Origin of the sequence: Bradyrhizobium sp. 142 (genome assembly GCF_023074015.1) — a bacterium.
In the GTDB taxonomy this organism is placed as follows: Bacteria; Pseudomonadota; Alphaproteobacteria; order Rhizobiales; family Xanthobacteraceae; genus Bradyrhizobium.
This window is the reverse complement of sequence record NZ_JADPKQ010000450.1, coordinates 1-17,100: the sequence shown is the minus strand read 5'-3', so window position 1 is coordinate 17,100 and position 17,100 is coordinate 1. Positions and strand designations below refer to the sequence as shown.

Annotated in this window: 19 protein-coding genes and 3 pseudogenes; 12 read left to right on the top strand and 10 right to left on the bottom strand. The window is 59.6% G+C overall.

The features are described from left to right. From IVA82_RS41370 to IVA82_RS41340, 7 genes and pseudogenes are all read left to right on the top strand, one after another. Positions 1-704 (top strand): IS66 family transposase (locus tag IVA82_RS41370; protein ID WP_247493875.1); only part of this gene is annotated, 704 nt, incomplete at its 5' end. After that, the gene (locus tag IVA82_RS41365) at positions 653-1,318 is read left to right on the top strand and encodes a hypothetical protein (RefSeq protein ID WP_247493876.1); all 666 of its coding nucleotides are present in this window, start codon (positions 653-655) and stop codon (positions 1,316-1,318) included. The genes IVA82_RS41370 and IVA82_RS41365, both read left to right, overlap by 52 nt. 21 nt (positions 1,319-1,339) lie before the next feature. Then, positions 1,340-1,840 carry a hypothetical protein gene (locus tag IVA82_RS41360; protein WP_247382334.1) on the top strand — a complete coding sequence of 167 codons (501 nt, stop codon included), beginning with the start codon at positions 1,340-1,342 and terminating at the stop codon, positions 1,838-1,840. Positions 1,841-1,850: 10 nt separating this feature from the next. Continuing rightward, a pseudogene (locus IVA82_RS41355) lies at positions 1,851-1,994 on the top strand (SOS response-associated peptidase); the annotation flags it as partial. Between the two features lie 955 nt (positions 1,995-2,949). After that, complete coding sequence (locus IVA82_RS49260) at positions 2,950-3,159, top strand: hypothetical protein (protein WP_247382335.1); 210 nt, start codon at positions 2,950-2,952, stop codon at positions 3,157-3,159. A 12-nt stretch (positions 3,160-3,171) separates the two neighbouring features. Next, positions 3,172-3,297 (top strand): annotated as a pseudogene (locus IVA82_RS41345) (SOS response-associated peptidase); the annotation flags it as partial. Positions 3,298-3,823: 526 nt separating this feature from the next. Beyond that, on the top strand, positions 3,824-3,979 hold the full coding sequence (locus tag IVA82_RS41340) for a DUF3309 family protein (RefSeq protein ID WP_247382336.1): 156 nt from the start codon (positions 3,824-3,826) through the stop codon (positions 3,977-3,979). A gap of 165 nt (positions 3,980-4,144) precedes the next feature. Here IVA82_RS41340 and IVA82_RS41335 read toward each other — a convergent pair whose 3' ends face one another. Continuing rightward, the gene (locus IVA82_RS41335; protein WP_247382337.1) at positions 4,145-4,843 is read right to left on the bottom strand and encodes a DUF1236 domain-containing protein; all 699 of its coding nucleotides are present in this window, start codon (positions 4,841-4,843) and stop codon (positions 4,145-4,147) included. A gap of 192 nt (positions 4,844-5,035) precedes the next feature. On the opposite strand from IVA82_RS41335, the gene IVA82_RS41330 reads away from it, so the two are divergent. Then, complete coding sequence (locus IVA82_RS41330) at positions 5,036-5,335, top strand: hypothetical protein (RefSeq protein WP_247382338.1); 300 nt, start codon at positions 5,036-5,038, stop codon at positions 5,333-5,335. A 370-nt stretch (positions 5,336-5,705) separates the two neighbouring features. Next, positions 5,706-5,884: pseudogene (locus IVA82_RS41320) on the top strand (Ku protein); the annotation flags it as partial. 134 nt (positions 5,885-6,018) lie between these two features. Here IVA82_RS41320 and IVA82_RS41315 read toward each other — a convergent pair. The 3 genes from IVA82_RS41315 to IVA82_RS41305 form a co-directional block, all read right to left on the bottom strand. After that, positions 6,019-6,957 (bottom strand): c-type cytochrome, encoded by a 939-nt coding sequence (locus IVA82_RS41315; RefSeq protein WP_247382340.1) that lies wholly within the window; start codon positions 6,955-6,957, stop codon positions 6,019-6,021. Positions 6,958-7,401: 444 nt separating this feature from the next. Next, positions 7,402-8,871: a site-specific integrase gene (locus IVA82_RS41310; RefSeq protein WP_247382341.1), complete on the bottom strand. Its 1,470-nt coding sequence runs from the start codon at positions 8,869-8,871 to the stop codon at positions 7,402-7,404. Between the two features lie 426 nt (positions 8,872-9,297). Further along, a complete protein-coding gene (locus IVA82_RS41305) occupies positions 9,298-9,558 on the bottom strand; it encodes a hypothetical protein (RefSeq protein WP_247382342.1) in 261 nt (86 codons plus the stop codon). Between the two features lie 31 nt (positions 9,559-9,589). Here IVA82_RS41305 and IVA82_RS41300 point away from each other — a divergent pair, with 31 nt between their 5' ends. After that, entirely contained in the window at positions 9,590-10,120 is a 531-nt protein-coding gene (locus IVA82_RS41300; protein ID WP_247382343.1) for a hypothetical protein, read from the top strand. Positions 10,121-10,195: 75 nt separating this feature from the next. On the opposite strand, the gene IVA82_RS41295 is transcribed toward IVA82_RS41300, so the two are convergent. Continuing rightward, positions 10,196-10,432, bottom strand: a complete 237-nt coding sequence (locus IVA82_RS41295) for a hypothetical protein (protein ID WP_247382344.1) — start codon at positions 10,430-10,432, stop codon at positions 10,196-10,198. Between the two features lie 128 nt (positions 10,433-10,560). Between IVA82_RS41295 and IVA82_RS41290 the strand changes: the two genes are divergently transcribed. Further along, positions 10,561-10,890, top strand: coding sequence for a hypothetical protein (locus IVA82_RS41290; protein WP_247382345.1), 330 nt, complete (start codon positions 10,561-10,563; stop codon positions 10,888-10,890). 182 nt (positions 10,891-11,072) lie between these two features. Here the strand turns inward: IVA82_RS41290 and IVA82_RS48170 are convergent, their stop codons facing one another. The 5 genes from IVA82_RS48170 to IVA82_RS41265 all read right to left on the bottom strand — a co-directional run bounded on the left by IVA82_RS48170 (position 11,073) and on the right by IVA82_RS41265 (position 16,898). Next, positions 11,073-13,316 (bottom strand): AAA family ATPase, encoded by a 2,244-nt coding sequence (locus tag IVA82_RS48170; protein ID WP_247382346.1) that lies wholly within the window; start codon positions 13,314-13,316, stop codon positions 11,073-11,075. Positions 13,317-13,460: 144 nt separating this feature from the next. Further along, positions 13,461-13,673, bottom strand: coding sequence for a hypothetical protein (locus IVA82_RS41280; RefSeq protein ID WP_247382347.1), 213 nt, complete (start codon positions 13,671-13,673; stop codon positions 13,461-13,463). A gap of 95 nt (positions 13,674-13,768) precedes the next feature. Further along, positions 13,769-14,437, bottom strand: a complete 669-nt coding sequence (locus IVA82_RS41275; RefSeq protein ID WP_247382348.1) for a hypothetical protein — start codon at positions 14,435-14,437, stop codon at positions 13,769-13,771. Positions 14,438-14,681: 244 nt separating this feature from the next. Then, positions 14,682-15,977: a site-specific integrase gene (locus tag IVA82_RS41270; RefSeq protein WP_247382349.1), complete on the bottom strand. Its 1,296-nt coding sequence runs from the start codon at positions 15,975-15,977 to the stop codon at positions 14,682-14,684. Positions 15,978-16,166: 189 nt separating this feature from the next. Next, positions 16,167-16,898: a site-specific integrase gene (locus IVA82_RS41265; protein WP_247382350.1), complete on the bottom strand. Its 732-nt coding sequence runs from the start codon at positions 16,896-16,898 to the stop codon at positions 16,167-16,169. Between IVA82_RS41265 and IVA82_RS41260 the strand changes: the two genes are divergently transcribed. Continuing rightward, on the top strand, positions 16,897-17,100 hold a 204-nt coding region (locus IVA82_RS41260), incomplete at its 3' end, for a hypothetical protein (protein ID WP_247493874.1). The two genes, IVA82_RS41265 and IVA82_RS41260, sit on opposite strands and share 2 nt — an antisense overlap.

Genomic DNA, 17,100 nt, shown 5'->3' with positions numbered 1-17,100 from the left:
TCGCCGGTATCCTGCAAGCCGATTGCTACAACGGCTTCGAGCCGCTGTTCGACCCGCAAAAGAAAGCGATGCCGATCACACCGGCGTTTTGCCTGGCCCATGCGCGGCGGGGCTTCTTCGAGCTGGCTGACATCGAGAAAAATGCTCGGGAAGGTAAGAAGGGCAAACCGGTCTCTCCGATCGCGCTGGAGGCGGTCAGACGCCTCGATGCGTTGTTCGAGATCGAGCGCGCCATCAACGGCCGCGGCGCCGACGAGCGGCGCGCCGTGCGCCAGGAAAAGAGCAAGCCGCTTCTCGAGGACATGCACGCCTGGTTGCTGCGTGAGCGCGAAACCCTCTCGCGCTCCTCCGAGGTCCTGAAGCCTATGAACTACATGCTCAGGCGCTGGGACGACTTCGCCCGCTTCCTCGACGATGGCAGGATCTGCTTGACCAACAATTGCGCTGAGCGCGCATTGAGGGGCATCGCATTGGGAAGGCGCAACTGGACCTTCGCCGGCAGCCAGCGTGGCGCCGACCGTGCCGCCATCATGCTGACGATGATCACGACCTGTCGCCTCAACGACGTCGATCCCAAGGCCTGGCTCGCCGACGTCCTCGCCCGTATCGCCGATCTTCCCGCGTCGCGTCTGCACGAACTGCTGCCCTGGGAATGGAAGCTCCTGCGCCAAGCCGACAAGCCCGCCGGTCAGCAGGCCGCCTGACCTTCATACAACGCCATCATAGAGCTCGCCGTGCCCGCGCGCATGCGTCAATCAGGCGGTCCTCGTCGTATGCGTACTTTGATACGACCCAGCTCGACGTCACGGAAGAAACACCACTGATTATCGCTCAGGTGTCTTACGATACCCGCGAGGCGCGATTGGCTTGGTTGAAGAAAACGATTGGCATGTTTGGTGAGTTGTTGAGTAGCGCTGATATCCCAGATGAAAAATTGTATCTGGCCGCTTACACGCTGTTCGAGCGAATTAAGATATTCGCTCTATTCACCAAACACCGGGGCTTTATCGAGGAAGATGAATGGCGTCTCGTGTACTTGCCAGACCGCGACCCTCAGAAAAAGATGCATGCGATGTTTCACTACTTCCTTAGCCCTCGGGGCGTTGAGCCTAAGCTGAAGTTCAAGGTCCAGCCAATGCCGGGCATGACCTCCGAGGACCTTTCACTGGAAAAGATCACGGACCGAATAATTCTGGGGCCCAGCATTTCAAGCCCATTGGCGCATGCGTCAGTTTTGCGGATGTTTGAATTGCTCAATCGGAGTGGCCTTAAAGACAAGCTCCGGGTCTCGACCATTCCCTTTCGGGCGATTGGTTAGAGGGATCTAGGGCGAGCCGGAATGAAGCCAGAAACCTGGATAGCAGTATACGCCGCAATCGTTGCAACAGCTGCGTTCGCGCTGAATTTTAGGACATGGTTCGAAAAGCAGGTACGTCTCGATTTGACGCTCATGCCCGATGCCGTCCTGATTGGCGGCCTGGGCGACGACGAAAAAGAGCTGATGGCAGTAACCGTCGTAAATCTTGGCGGCCGAACCACAACGCTCACCCACTTAGTTGTATTGCGGTTCGATAACACTTGGAAGCGCTGGCGGATCAGACCTTCCAAGAGCTTCTTCATTCCAAACCCACAAGCCGGAGGCACAGGGGCAATCCCGTTTGCACTCGACGTGGGTACGAAATGGACGGGTATTATCCGTAAACGTCCGGACGTCATTGCTGATGTTCAGGATGGTACCTACTACGTTGGAGTGTACGGTACGCACCAAGATCGACCCCACCTAATCAAAATTCCCAAGCCACGGTCAAAGTTGCCGCCGAACGCAAAGCCACTTGGATGAGCTAGGCGCAATGCGGGTTTGTGCAGATAATCTCTACAGCATCACCAACCAAGCCGCCATCCTCGCGCTCTTCCGCATGGTCAGTCGGCGCGTCGGCAACTTGCAGCCAATGCGCGGCGCATTCCCCCACTATCCGGCGCCAGTGATCCGCAACACGAAAGCCGGGACTGAGATGCTAATACGAGCTGAGGCATGCCACCGCCGCAGTGGACGCCGGGACACCACGCGCAGGCAGATCGATGGCTCTGAAAGGTGGCGGCTCATGAGCACCTTACGAATTCTCTTGATCAGTGCGTTGCTGCCCGCGAACGCGGCTAACGCGCAAACGAGAACGGAGAGCTACATCCTCCAAGAACGATGCGGTAAGCGGGCGGATGAAATATTCCGTGCCGAATACGCCGTCACCATCCATCCGGTCATTGAAGCTGCTCCTTGCGCTACACGCCCGACCTCGCGTCATTGTTGGTAGCGTGAGTTCAAAAGATTGCCGACGGTTAGCTGGAAGAAAAAAGAGGGCCGAAGCCCTCTTTCAACGTTAGTACCGACGATAGCTCCGATGGTATCCGTAGCCGCGACGTACATACGGTCGGCGGACGACGTAGGCCCCTCGCCGATACACGGGCCTTGTGCGGACGCAGCCGCGCGGACCGCAAACCACTGCAACGTTCTCTGCGTTGGAGGACTGGAACTGTCCCAACGGGACGAGCGGCATTGCTGAAGCGGTTCCGGTCGAAAGCGCTGCGCCACCTAAGGCGGCCAAAGCGAAAAGTGCGTATCTAAATTTCATCTCGTTCTCCCGTTGAATGCAGTCTCCGCAGGCAGCGTAGAGGTTCCTCTGTGAACGAGGGATGAGCGCAAGATTAAATCGCGATAATCATCGCAACCGTCGCCTCCGCGCTGGCGCGGCTGGCTGAAGTCCGCGAACCCTGCCTCGTGCCGTAATCTGCCGATCCGGGCTTTGAACAGTTCGTTCCAATCAGGACCACGACGAAGGAAAAAACGGCAGGCGTGGCAGATTTACAACCCGAATAGCCATTCGAGACACTAAGCTCCTCATAGAGACGAGAAACATATTTCATTCTTGTTCAATATGACCGGCGGGGGCAAAGGTGTTTGATGTCTATCGCAATGATAAGCGGGACTTGCTCGTTCTAAGCACAGGCTCTGCGGCACCCGTGCTTTACTCTGCACATAAGTGGCGCAAGAGCAGAAAAAGGGTTCTCAAGGTCAGCGATGAAATCAAGTCGGCCGTTCAGGTACGGGGCTATTATCTCCGCAACCTACGGGCCACCAAAGAGCGAATGATCGAGGTCGAGTAGGGCCGCCGGCCGGTGTTCTCCACTTGCAATCTCTATTTGATCACCACCAACCAAGCCGCCGTCCTAACGCTCTTCCGCGTGGTCAACCGCTATGTCGGCAACCTGCCGTCGATGCCCAGCGTCTTCCCTGACTATCCGTGATCCGCAATGCTGGGCATGCCGCCCGCCGTGCATAAGCGCGTGCTCAGCGTGCCGTATTGAACAGCGTCGGATTTGCCTCGACATACTCGGCCCAAAGCTCTCGCATCATCCTCTTCACGGTCTCCGGATCGTATCGGTCGCCGGTTCGAGGCTCGCCTTCGAGTTGGCCCGCGCGAATGCTCCCGGAGAGAGGATTGCCGATGTCGGGTATAAAGGAAGCGCCCGTTGGCTTGTGTGTAATGCCTTCAGGTGTGACGTTGAATTGGTCTCGACTAACTAAAATGTTGGCCACTATCACTGCCGCCCGCTGGGGCGGCCCTTGCCCTTTCGACTTCCAAGCTAGAGGCGTTCTCCGTAAGCTAGTGCTCAACGTCCGCCGGACAGCGGCGTTCCTGTCTGGGGCTTCCTTACGGGTCTTCCGCCGAGGCGCCTTCACTGCGGGAATACTACTGTCGAAATCGCCTGGGAACTTTTGAGAAATTCACGATGTTAATTCTACCCAACAACCGACGCGAGGCGCGCGATGCTGTCAACAATTCTCATTGTCATTTTGATCCTCTTGCTGATTGGAGCATTGCCAACGTGGCCTTACAGCTCTGGCTGGGGATACTATCCAGGCGGCGGAATCGGCTTGATCCTCATCATTGTGCTTATTTTAGCTCTCGCTGGGCGCATTTGAATTGGCTGCTCTGCAGCGTCCGGCGGACCCGAGGCGGGCCGATTGCCGAGCCTCGAAAATGTCATCACGAACTAGGACGGCCGCCTAAAGAGATTGCTCGCTTAGTAGCCGCAGCGGCGCTCCCTGCGGGTGATCATGCGGCCGTCCCTCGCGCCGGAGGTTGGTTTAGCCCTCGATGATGTAGACGATTTCGTGCGTCTCCGGCTTCACGATCACGTACTTGCCCTTGACCAGGATAACCTCATAGCCGCGCCATTCTGGATAGATCTCGACGATCCTGGGCGGAAGCGGATGGAGGCGTACGGTCGAAGGCACGGTCGTTCCTACCGAGAGATTGACGTTCACGTTGGTGGTTTCCTCGATCTTCTCCGACTTGATGGCGGAAGTGATCTCGGTCCGTTTCTCGGCGGGCGGTCCCGCCGTTGCTGCGCCGGTTGTGGTCTGTGACTTGGTCTCGGCCGTGCCCTTCTTCTCAGGCCCGCCCTTGGTCTCAGCCGTTCCCTTGGTCTCAGCCGTGCCCTTGGTCTCAGCCCCGCCCTTGGTCTGGGCGGTGCTGCCGCTCTTGTCGCGCTCCTCGGCCTTCATGTCTTTTCCGCCCTTGGTCTCATGCTCGGTGCTCTTGGACTTCTGACCAGGCGCGGTATCCTGCGCGCTCTTGCCGGCGGTGCTCGGTTGCTCAGTACCTTTCATACCGCCACTATCGCGGTCCATCGCGCCGGACGGGGCGCCGCCGGAGGGCGCGCTGTGCTGCGTGGTAGCGCCGCCGGACGACGGCTGCTCCTTGCCCATGCCTTGCGCATTTGCAAGGCCGGTTCCGGCAATCAGTGCCGCTGCCGCGACCGAAATCAACAAGCGATTGCTCATTTGAGCGTCTCCTCGTGTCTGTGCGTTTGCCCGCGCCGACAACAAAGAGAGAAGAACGGATGTTCCTAAGTTTCACCGATCTGACCGGGTTCGTTCCCTGCGCTAACAACCGGCATGACTCAGTTGCCCGTGCGGTTGCCTCGACCGAGATGGGTATAATCAGAGGGTCACATTGATTCGAGACCTATGACCATGCCACTCCATTCGCAACGCAAGCTCCCCTTACAGGTCGCTCGTCCCGCCTATCGCACGCTGCAAGGCTGGGCGCTCGGCACGCTGATCGACCGTGGCGCGGTCATTGAGTGCGAGCATCACGGACACCGTATCGATCGCGCCGATCCCGACGCTTGGGGCCGGGCGCGCGAGGAGGCATGGCGGAACCCGTTCGCGGGCGCGACACCGGAAGCGTGCACTGCAGCAATGGACGAGATGATGCGGTCGATCGGCGATACCCCGCAGTGCGGGCTGATAATGCAATGCACGCCGTTCTAGGTGGGCGGCTTTAGCCCCGGCGAGGTCAACCACTCCGTGATGTGAGAAGCTGTCTCAGCTTGTCGTGCTCTCAGCAGAAGCTCTTCCCGCTGTTTGCCCGCAGGCAGATGGTCGGCCTGTTCTCGAAGACGGTCTGCTTCATTGGCCAATCGTTCTTCGAGCGTGAGGGCCTGCTTAACTCGTCTACGCTGTTGCACGGCCCGCTCCTTGGGCTGTGACGATGAACCTAAAAACATTCAAGGCCCGATTAAGTTTCCGCGCGGAACCGATGGTCCTGCTCGGGTCGCATCCCGAACTGACTACTCGGACTCCCCTCACTGCCGTCCCGTGCCCTATGTTTGTAGCTATTCGGTTTCAGTGGAGTTTGAGTATGGCCCCGCGCGCCAATTGGGAAGGGCTTTTTACGGCTGTCGCTTGTGACATGTCCGATCGCGCTGTTTCCTGCGACCTCGGAGTCCGAGAAGATCAGTTTCAACCAGATCTCAAGAAGACAGGTCACCGCATCCGCTATCTCAAGGTTGATGCCGACACCCCGGTGACGAAGTCACCCGGTGACGAAGTCACCGGTGACGAAGTCCCAACGAGGACATCATCAAGGGCTATCAGGTCGATGCCAATAAGATCGCCACAGGCGCGGGATAAGGGGCCTGGATGTCCCCTGGGCTGACAGGACCCAAGTCATGCTAGGGCACGAGCGACGCGGTATAAGCGGCCAGTGCGATCATGTCCTCGATGCTGAGATTTTCAACAACTGGTTTCATGAGTTCACTGTTCGCGCCGTTGCGCGCGCCGGTCTTGAAGTCGAAAAGCTGCCGGAACGCATACGTCGGCGAACGGGCCGCGATCCTGGGCGCCACGGCCGTCCCTTTGAGGTCGGCACCGTGACAAGCGGCGCACTGGACGCGCAGATCGCTGCTCGCCGACAACGTCCGCCCTTTCTCAATGCTGCCTAGTGGGACATAGGCTATGAAGCGAGCGCGCGAGTCCCGACTGACAAAATATTCGACGTTCTCCGGAATCTCGATGATGCGCGGGCCGATTGGCTCCTTCTCACCGTCATCGATCCGAGCCAGAAACAAGTCCCTGACATGTGTCTTCGGGACGGTATCGGTTTCTGTGACCGCAACATTCGATCTTGGCTTGATTGACGCAAAATAGTCCGCGGCCTCCCTGAGTTCCTGATCGGTTACCCCTTTCGACGCCTTGATCATTAGGTCGGTGGCGACGCGCGGCACTGAGTTCGTGCGCAGGCCCGTCTTGAACTCCACGGTTTGCTGGATGATGTATTCTGCGGAAAGACCAAACAGGCTGGCATTCTCAGGGCCGCCCGGTCCGTCCACCCGGTGACAGACGCCGCAGGCGAACACGTCAGGCTTTCTCCCCGTCGCCACGATCGCCGGCATTGGTGGATGATCTTCGGGATGCCAGTCTGGCGCGGCGAACAGATCGCGCAGTTGCGTGAGCGTAAAGCCGATGGTGCTGTCCGGGACGTGCCTGATCGTGCCGTCATCGGGTGCTCGTTGAAAATTCGGCGGGTTTACAGGATAGGCCCATGCCGGTGGGCGGTCGTCGCCGTGAGCGGACGACGCCGCAGCGGCAAGCAATACGAACGAGAGCGTCAAAGGCGCGCTGCAAACTCTCATGGCCCTCGACCTCCGTGCGCGTCGGCGAAGCCAAATTTTACTGCGAAGGCAATGTTCTTGCGAAGGCGAAGATCGGAGGCGGCGCCCTAACGCCCCCGGGGCGATGGACACCGCAACTTGTCCGGCCTCATTCCAGAAGAGCATTCAACGCCGGGGGTTCGATTGCGTCAATAAGAGATTCAGCCGCCTAGGTCAGCGTTGGGTCCAAAGCGTCGGTCTAGCGCTCGGCTGCGAACTTCCCGGTCTACCCCTCTGAACCGACATGTAGCGGCGCCGCATCAACGGTAGCGAAGGGCCAGAAGCCGACACGCACCTAAAGCCCGTCTCCCTGGCTTTAGGGCTTCGGCGACGCTGACATAGGCTGCAGGCGCAATCATGTCACCAAGGTCGAGCCTCTCTACAACCGGTGCCCCTAGCGCTTCCTCAGCAAGGCTGCGCGTCCCGTATATAGCGAGCGAAGAATGTACGTCCCGTATTGACTTGCGATATTGGCACCTGTCCAACACCGCGCAGATCGGGGTCGATCCAGCGGTCAATCCGATCAGCCCAATGCTGCATCAACTTCGTGCGCGAGCCGATCAGCGCGAGCGGGCGGTGCTTCTTGTAAAGACCTTCCACAGAAGAGTTATCGAGATGCGCGAGCTGCAGCTCGACGACATCACCATCCCATTCCTTGGCGTCCTTGATCTCTTCGTGGTGGGAAAGGGTCGAGAAGGTGGTACGGAATCCGTGGGCACAATGATAAGTCTTGGTGTCAATGCCGAGCAGCCGCAAGCGCTTGTTTAGCGTGTTGTTTGATAGCGGCGTGTCCTTCAAGCAGGAAAACGCGTACCGGCGATGGCCGGTCAGCTTGTGAGCGCTACGCAGAAGTGCGAGTGCCTGACGCGACAAAGGCACGACATGGTCCCAACCATTCTTCATCTTGGCGGCTGGAATGGTCCAGCGTTCGGCATCCCAATCGACTTCGCTCCACTCCATTTCATTGACCATGCCCGGGCGGGGAATGGTCAGCGCATCGAAGCGCAATGCAAGGCCAACAACGTCACCAAACCTCGCTCCATTTCGCGGTGCGCTGATAAGCTTGAAGACGCGCGTTACGTCATGTGGTTCGGTGACGCCGGGACGCGGCGTTGAAATGTTGGCAATCATTTGCCGATTCAGGTTGCGGAATGGATTGTAGCCGTCTCCTTCGACATCGGCATAGTCGCAGATTTGCTCACCGATGCTGCGCACACGGTCCCGCGTTTCCAGCTTTCCTTCGGCTTCGTAGCAACGCAAGAATGCGAGCACGTCCTGGCGTTTGATGTGCTGCCTGCTCAGCTTGCCGAAGCGCGCCTTGACATAGCCGACGCGTAACTGAAGCACCTCGATGGTCTTGGGGTCGCGCACGGCGACGATCCTACCGCGTCGAACTTTCTCCACCTTCTTCTTCGCGAGCCACTCGTCGGCCCATTGCTCGAAAGGCCGGGCGGCCATGTGCCTGTGCTTGTTGAGTTGCTTCTCGACGCTCGGGTCTTTGCCTTCCTTGAGCAGGTCCTTGGCCTTGTCGCGTTCGCGCCGGGCGTCGGCGAGCGAGAAGGTGCCGTCCTTACCGTTGCCGTAAGGGCCGATGGAGTAGGTTTTCTGACGGCTCTGGAAGCGGTAGCCCATCCGCCAAAGCTTGGAGCCAACGTTGCCTGGCTTGCTCGTGTCCGGCGTGACGAAGAGATAAAGTCCGCCCCCGATCACGTCGGAAATCTTGGCGGGTTTCCACGCGCCATTGTCGAATCTCGGTCGGGCGGCACGGCAATCGATCTCGGTCCTGATCTGCTTGGGATTGGTGCACGCAACATCGTTCCTGCGAGCCATCTGCTCAATTCCTTTGTTCCAAATAGCGAATGTCACCGCGAGCATTTGTTCTGCGGATAGATTCTACAGGGCATGTCGGCCCTAGTCTCTGCAATGGGTCACAACCGGTAAGGCTCGGACCGAGCATATGATTTCGGCTTAACGTCTAAGAGCCGACATCTCCCGGATTGATGAAGCCCCGACGATATTGCACGTCGGGGCCTTCAAGACCATCAGGCTCGGGTACATCCGCCGCGCCTTCCGATCCAGATGTCGCCGATTACCGCATCCGATCTGGTGCAGACCACACGGCAGCCGCAGCTATATGAACACATTGCGCCCGAAAGCGCTCGGCCTCCACCTCGGCCTTGCGCCAGTCTGCGCGCCGCCCGGTGCTCAGCCGCCAACGCCTTGTGCGCCTCAAAATACCAGACAACAGCAGACTAACAGCGCTACGAACTCCTTGATGTGCTTAGAGCCATGATCGGCCAGTTAGTGCAGCGTCGCGGACGGCCGCTCCGTCATCGCCTCGACAAATTGCCGCAAGCGATCCATCGCTTTGCTGCGCCACGCCTCCAGCTCGCCGGCGTATTTCGACAAGTCCGCACGAAACTCTTCTCCGTCAATGTCGGCACCGCCAGCAAGCAGACGGCGCGCATAGGCCGTGAGCGCAAGATCGCGATGGCGGCACAACTCGGCGTTTGCATCGTCTAAAATTTTCATTTTGAACCGCGCTTCACAGCCAATCGCCAAAAATTTCCGCCTTCACCCGGCCGAACGCCCGGTGATCGGCGATTTCGTGCTGAAAGCAATCACGCCGCTGAAAGAGCGGATCAGGGAACTGGAGTCGCGCCCGACACTGCGTTACTTGGGCATTTGGGATGCATCGCGGACGTATCCGCCGGGGTCCTTCGTGACGCATGCGGGTTCGATTTGGCATACCGACGCGGAAAACACCGGGTGCCAGCGATTCGACGAGGCCTTCGATCTCGGCTCGCCGCTGGGGCGAGACCTGCGCTTCGATCGCACGGCGCTCTTCGAGAGTTGGGAGGTTCGTCATTTACGCGTGCTTGATGTTGGGGGCTTTCCCATGGCGTCGCTCGTACGCAAGCGACAGCCGAGCTTGCTCGCGGACCAGCGCGCGACACGCGCGCATGTTGTCGGGATTATCGCGGTACCAGAGCAGTTCGCGGATTTGCTTGGTTATCCGATTGATTGCAACCAAATCATCGGCTTCCGGCAAAATGCGAACCACCGAACGCCCAATCTTGCGGGCAACCAAACGGCGGCCAGTGTCCAGCTCACTCGCTGTTAGCCTGACGACCATGTGTCTGCCCTCAACCTGGTTTGAAGTTGATCTCCTCAATAGCAAATCGCGATCCGGATTCTGTTACGCTGTAACCTTGCGATGCAGTTTCTGCAGCGCCAGCTTCAAGGCTTGCGCGAGTGCTCGTGCATCTTCCTCGTCCCATTCCCGCAGCGTGCCCTGGCCGCGAAGCCAGTCCTTGTCGTTTCCGTCGAGATTAATGGCAATTCGCGTAGCGCCCTTCGCCTGGCGCGCGCGGTGTTCCCGCATGCGCTGGGCGGCGGCCGTCGGTGCAAGGTGCGCCTTCGCCTTGGTTTTCACGGTGGACCTCCCGGGCTAAATGCCGTCAAAATGGGCAACCCCCTTCTAGGAATTTTATCCCATCGCATAAGGACCAGCCGGTGCGGTTCTCGGGGCTTTGCAGGCCGGTTTCGAGTCCACCCGCCCCGGTGTGCCTGCTTTCGATCCGTCGCGACGTCGGGTTCGGCGACCTCGGCATCGCGGACTTCACGGGCTTCATGAATTTCTCGCGGGTTGGTGACGACATCACGCAAATAGAGTTTCAGATCTTGAAACTCTATAAACCGATTGTCTCCATGCCGGGCGATGTCGCCACGGGCCTGCGCGGCATCGTACTCGTCGGCGAGCCGCCGCTTCGCCTGGGCCTCGATGAAGGCGATGCCGACACGATCGCCCGCCATGCCCCGCCAGATCGCCACGGGAGGCCCGCTGATGCGGTGCCCGCCGGCCGTGAGGTTGCTGCCGCTGGCCGCGAATAACGCACCGTCGACTCCGCTGCGGCGCCAGCCCATGTGCGCCCCATTTGCCGAACCTTCTTTTCACTCACCACCTGCCTTGCCCAGCCCCCACACCCCTAAAAGGGGTGGGGGCTCGGCAAATTGTGCCAAACCCTGCCGAACCCTTGCCGAACCCAAGGTTCGGCAGGGTTCGGCAACCTGTCTCACTCGACCGTCTCTGCCACCTCGACGAACTCCTTCAGCTCGCGCTTCTCCGTCTGACGCTCGACCACCACCAGCGCCCCCGTGCCGATCCAATATTTGATGAGCTGCTTGACGGCCGCCTTGTCGGCGCGGTCATCGAGGTCGCGCCCCAGTGCCTTGGCGATCGCCCGCCCGACCCACTGCTTGGCTTGCGGGTCGGCCCGCCAGTTGCCAGCTCCGATAGCAGCGGCCACAAGCTCGAAATCGCGGCCGGTCACATCCTTGGTCGCATCGGGCCACTCCCACCGCGTCACGACGCCGATGCTGTCGCCGCCGCCGACCACCGGGCCGAGCGGGCCGTTGCCGAGATCGACCGAGGCCAGCTTGTACCAGTCGCTCTTGTCGGCAGGCGGGGCGAGGTTGTTCTTGTCGAGGTAGGTGCGGAAGTACAGACGATGGTTCTTGATGCCGGTGTCCTTTGCCTGCTGCTCCGTCATCCGGTTGATGACCCGCACCATGCGGCAGGCATCGCCGAACGATCCGCCCCCGCGCGCGCTTTCAACCGTGATCTCCTGCTCACCCTTGCGGACGTGGTGAACCAGCTCGACGGCGCAGTTGGCGGCATCGGCGACGCGAGCCCATTCTTTCGTGACGGCGTCAATGGCGTTGTTGTCATTCTCGGTCACGCGATGGCAACTGACGAACGGATCGACGATCAGGACATCAATCGTGCGTGCCTTGAGCTGGGCAATCAGGGCCTCGACAACGGGGCGGCAGATCACCACCCCGTTGCGCTGCATCTCCGCAATCACCAACGGCTGCTCCCGAGCGCTGTCGAGGAACAGGCGATCTCCGATATTCTCGGTCGTCAGATTGTAATGCTTGGCAGTGGCCTGGATACGGCGCACCAGTTCTTCGCGCGGGTCCTCCAGACTCCACAGCCACACCCGCAACTGCGGGGTCTGCACCCCAAGGAGCGCCTTGCCCGATACCATCGACAGAACTTCGGTTACCTCCAAACCGGTTTTCCCCACGCCGCCCGGTGCGATGGTCGCGGTCGCATATTTGCGAATGAGCCGCCGCCCGTAGAGAAACTCGCGCGGCGGGATTTTCTCCGGCTCAGTCCAGACGTACGGCGTGGCGGTGATGCAACTGACGGCGCGGTCGATGATCAGTTCATCGTTGGTCCCTGCCGTGGTCGTCCAAGACGGTGGCGTCCAGTGCGGGGCTTGTTTTCGCGCCAGATAAATGAGCGTGCCGACACCGAGTCGGTTCGGAGGGGACGTGGAGTAGTGGTCCCATCTGGCGCGCGTTGCCACCGGATCGTTCTTCGAGGACTTGGCAGACCACTCCTCGAACGCCGCTCTGCCCTCCTCTGATCCGCCCGACGCGGCCCACGTCGTCATTCCGATGTAGTTCCAGTCGCGCCATTCCAAATCCTTGTTCGGGATGACCTTGAGAGCAGCGGCGACATCCTGACGCGTTGCCGGCGGCTGTGTCTCGGGCGTGGAGCAGTCCGCGCCCGTTGATAGAAACTGTGCCCCGGTCGCCTCCCGGAGCATGTCGGGCGCTTCGCCGAGATCGATTTCGTTATCGGTTTCTAGGGTGATCTTGGCTAAACGCGGCGTGCTTTTGCGGTGCCATGACCCCGGCCATCGCAAGGGATGCACGAGCGGAATGGCCGTGTTGTCGGCGCCAACAAGCTTGACTGCAAGATCACGCGCCTCCCGGAGGTTCGCGTGCTCCTGCGGCGTGCGGGTCGGGACCTTCAGTCGCCAATGCACATGAACCTTTTCCTCAACCTCTCCCGTATTCGGGTTGGTCCACTCGCCACCCGACGCAACGATCACAGTGGGCTCGCCAAGGATTTCCCGAAGGAAGCTCAGCGCTGCGGCCGGCTCCTTGTCGCACTCGATCGGCAGTGTGACGCCTTCGTGTACATTGTCCGCTTTCGCGTTGCGGCCATTTTTCAACGTCACAACCGGAGGGCAAAAGACCGCAGGCTCGCGCCAGTTCGCCGCCTGCTTGGCCCGCTCCACAACGACGGCAAGAAACTGCGGGTCGCCGACACTGATCGGCTCGATGAAAAGCGGCGGCGCGTCTTTCTTTGCATCGAGGAATGCGCGCAGCGAAACAATCCCTTTGGGGTCAGCGTGCTTGAAAACGGCGGCCGCAAAGCGGGCGAGGTCCTGCTCGTTCGGGAGCCGTTGCCCGACAGCAGATGCCGGCCCACCGCTCGACAGATTGGGAGCGTGAGCGTTCACGGGCGCGCTCCCGACTCCACCGGCAACGCATCGCGTCGGCGCGTTGACGCGCGCACGAAATTGGCGTTATAGGAGTGCTTCATTGAAGTGTCCTGAACGTCTAAAGCCCGGCGACGCGCGAACGTCCCGGGCTTTGCTTTGGGATTACGACGTGATGAAGCCGAGACGGATCGCCTCGGAGCGGGGCACAATCGGCGTGGGACCGACATAGACGAGCTTCAAATCGCCACGCTTCACGTTCCGCCACGTCGTCACACGGCTGGTTCCGGTCATTTCCGACCATTCCGAAATCCGATAGCCAAACCAAGCGGGCTCGTCGGACTGTTTCGAATGGCGCGGGTGTTTGGTGGCGGACATAGCGACGTTTCCTTCTGTTAGGATCGATACAGAAGAGTGTCGCTCGGTTACCTGTCAGTTAGTTAGTTAAGGTCATCGGATATTTGCAGTGAAACTTAACGGTGCCTCTCGTTCCACGACAGGACTGCTTGTCGAACGGCGCCCTCCTCGGGAGCAGCAATGCCGCAGGAAAGATGAAGGGATCGCACAGTCACGATCAGCGGCTGGTATTGGCTGAAGTTCTTGATGTTAAAATCGCTCATCAGGTCGAAAAGCGGCTCCCAAAGCAGTGCGCGCTCGACACGCTTTCGACCGTGCGGCTGGAGAAACGCATCCGCATAGATTTCCGGTTTCCGCAGTGCGCGCACTGCGCGCAGTAATCTTTCCAGGGCCAATGTAGGATCGATCTCTCCATATAGTTCCTTTAGGCGCTTGTCTCGTTTTGCTGTGATAAACAGTGCGCTGTGTAGCGCGCGATGGAACGGGTTCGCTTTCGCCCACAGCGACTGCAAATTCACAGTCCCGTTTTCGAGCCGCGCAAGGAAGGCGTCGGCCGAGGCGAACTTCATCGGCGGCCTACGTTCGCGAGCCCAGTTTAGCGTGGCCGCCATGCCATCGAGGCTATAAACGATGCGTTCGAGGTCTGTCGGATGCTGTTCTCCGAATGCCTTCAGCACAACGGGAATGTGTTCGGGCGCGACAATTTCGTGTAATTGTATATCGCTCGCGTCTCCAAGAGAGCGGCGTAGTTTTACTAACCATTCAGGCACTTCTTTGCTGGACATGTCGGCATCATGCAAAGCTGCGCGTGTGCCTGCAACAAAAAGAAAGGCGCATTCTGCGCCTGTTGAATGTCAACCAAGATCGTCAGTCATCAGCTAAGTTAGCTACTTGTTAGTTTGATAGGCCGCGTGTCACCATAAGCTTCGTTACGCCGTTAGATTGCTCAGCCGATTTTCTGACTAACTAGATGCTCCGGCAGGTGCGGCAGCTATGATCGTGTGCCGCTCATCCGAGTGCTCGCCGACCTCACGACTGCGCCCGCAACGGCACGACGTTGTCGCCTGCACCAGCAGGACGGGCGCAGTAGTCAGCCCAGTCGGCCATCATCTGCTTGCGCAACTCAAAAAAACGGGTGCGCTTGTATGCTCCGACCACCTTGTCGCTGACCTTGTGCGCGAGCGCAGCTTCCGCAACGGGGTCGTCGTAGCCGTGCTCGGCAGCCCAGTCGCGGAACGAAGAGCGGAAGCCATGAGGCACGATTTCACGGTCTGACGCCGGATCAAGCCAACGCCGCCCCTCTTCATTCATCCGGTTGATGACAGCACCCATCGCGGCGTCGCTCAACGGCGCACCGTCTGCGTTGGCGAAGATATAGTCGCCGTCACCGGTCAAGTCCTGCATACGATCCAGAACGTCAAGGGCAGCCCGGCTGAGCGGCACCTTATGCTCGGCGTCGCCCTTCATCTGATTGCCGGGGATCATCCACACGGCGTTCTGCCGATCTATTTCGGACCATTTGGCGGCGACGGCATTCGCCGGCCTCGGGACTGTCAGAATATGAAACTCCAATGCAGCCGCAGCGACGCCCTCGCGCGCGCGCAGCTCGCGCATGAAGGCGGGCAGCTCGCGGTAAGGCAAGGCGGGATGGTTGCGCACCTTGTGAACCTTCGAAGGTGCCGGAAGCAAGTTCTCAAGGTGGCCGCGCCAACGTGCAGGGTTTTCCCCTATGAACTCGCCTCTGCTCTTCGCGGCGTCGATGACGCACTCGATGCGGCCACGAATGCGGTTGGCGGTTTCGTTCTTGGCCGTCCAGAGCGGCTCAATGATTTTCATAATCAGAGACGTCTCCAACGCGCCGATGGGGAGATCGCGGATCGTCTTGCAATAGTCGTTCTTGGCAGGCTTGCCCTTCGGGCCAATGCCGAGCAAGGTCATGCGCCATTGATCCGCATGCTTGACGTTCTTCCACCCCGGCGCGTTCGCTTTAATGTAGCGACTGGCGGCCGCGCCGAACGTAATCGACAAGGCGGCCTCAACCCGTGCGGCCGCCTTGGCTGCACGCTTGGCTTCGATGGGATCGGCACCATCAAGCCGGAGCCGACGCGCGTCGGCGGCCTTGTCGCGAGCCTTCTCCAGCGTCACGTCACGGGCAGAGCCAAGACCATGCCAGCGCGTCCGCCCAACCACCTTGAAGCGATACAGCCAGCTCTTGCTGCCGCCCTTCGCGACTTGCAGATACAACCCGCCGCCGTCGGGATAGAGCCCACGGTTCGACAGGTGCTCGACCTTTTTGGCTGTTAGTTTGCCGTAGCCTCTCGCCATGGCGCCTGCCCTCTACATACCCTTTTACATACACTTGAGATTTGGCGAGCCGAAATGAACCGGCGCGAAAGAAAAAGTTGAGAAAAGCGCTGACAACGCAGCCCTTTAGGAGACTAAATGAGACTGGATGAAATATTGCTGAAAAGGTCGAATGGCGGAGAGAGTGGGATTCGAACCCACGGTACGGGTTCAAAGGCTTAGTGTCGGTATCTTCGAAAGTTCGCGAAAGAGCGCCTCCACCGGAAACTCCCCATACGAATCGGCCACCGATCGGCTGCCATGACCGGTGATCGCATCCAGAATGTCCTGAGCCAATCCGTGCCTGCGCCCCAGAGTCTTGATACGGTGCCGCCAAGAATGGCTGGGCGATAGCCGCAGATCGGCCAATCCCAATTGGCGAATGAATAGCCCGATAACTTTCGTGCCATTGCCACCACGCTTTCCGAACTTGTCCGGCGCCAGGTCAGCGAATAGCGGGCCAGGCTTCGTCCGCATCGCAAATTTCACGAAGCCAGCCTCAAGCAAGGCCGGGTGCACCGGAATGACGCGTTCCGAGCCACTCGTTTTCAGCGAGCCCGCTTCAGGATCGAGCTTCATGCACCAGACGTCATCGATCTTTAGGACGTCTTCGGACCGCAATTGGCAAATCTCTGAGACGCGTGCCCCCGAATAAGCGCCGAGCCACGGCACCCACCGCCTGACAGGATCCTTCTCTGCCGAGGTTGCGCGCAGGATCGTCTTGGCCTCTTCGTCCGTGAAGCTCCGCTTCTTCTCGCTCTGCTTGCTCTTGGCGGCGAGCGAGACTCCTTCAGCAGGATTGGAGGTAAGGTGTTTATTATGGACGCCCCACTGCAGGATAGCCCGCAAAGGAGCTAGTTTGGCGTCCTGAATGGTCTTGGCCCGAAGTCCGGCCGCTACCATGGAGCCCTTCCAGGACACCAAGTCCTCGCCGGTTAGCCGTCGTGCATCGCTGAGCTATCGCCCAAAGTTGGTGACGGCGGGAATCGGGAAGGCGGCATATCGTGGGGTGCTTGACGCCTCCACTTCTCCACCGAAGGAGCGATATGCCGTGTCCAACGATAACGTCATCCAGCTGATTCAGCCAGGAATCTTCGACGACCAA

Bases quoted from the DNA above. Each gene is read 5' to 3' on its own strand.
- IVA82_RS41365 (WP_247493876.1), top strand. From the start codon at position 653: ATGGAAGCTCCTGCGCCAAGCCGACAAGCCCGCCGGTCAGCAGGCCGC.
- IVA82_RS41360 (WP_247382334.1), top strand. From the start codon at position 1,340: ATGAAGCCAGAAACCTGGATAGCAGTATACGCCGCAATCGTTGCAACA.
- IVA82_RS41340 (WP_247382336.1), top strand. From the start codon at position 3,824: ATGCTGTCAACAATTCTCATTGTCATTTTGATCCTCTTGCTGATTGGA.
- IVA82_RS41335 (WP_247382337.1), bottom strand. From the start codon at position 4,843: ATGAGCAATCGCTTGTTGATTTCGGTCGCGGCAGCGGCACTGATTGCC.
- IVA82_RS41330 (WP_247382338.1), top strand. From the start codon at position 5,036: ATGCCACTCCATTCGCAACGCAAGCTCCCCTTACAGGTCGCTCGTCCC.
- IVA82_RS41310 (WP_247382341.1), bottom strand. From the start codon at position 8,871: ATGCTCGCGGTGACATTCGCTATTTGGAACAAAGGAATTGAGCAGATG.
- IVA82_RS41280 (WP_247382347.1), bottom strand. From the start codon at position 13,673: ATGTCCGCCACCAAACACCCGCGCCATTCGAAACAGTCCGACGAGCCC.
- IVA82_RS41275 (WP_247382348.1), bottom strand. From the start codon at position 14,437: ATGTCCAGCAAAGAAGTGCCTGAATGGTTAGTAAAACTACGCCGCTCT.
- IVA82_RS41270 (WP_247382349.1), bottom strand. From the start codon at position 15,977: ATGGCGAGAGGCTACGGCAAACTAACAGCCAAAAAGGTCGAGCACCTG.
- IVA82_RS41265 (WP_247382350.1), bottom strand. From the start codon at position 16,898: ATGGTAGCGGCCGGACTTCGGGCCAAGACCATTCAGGACGCCAAACTA.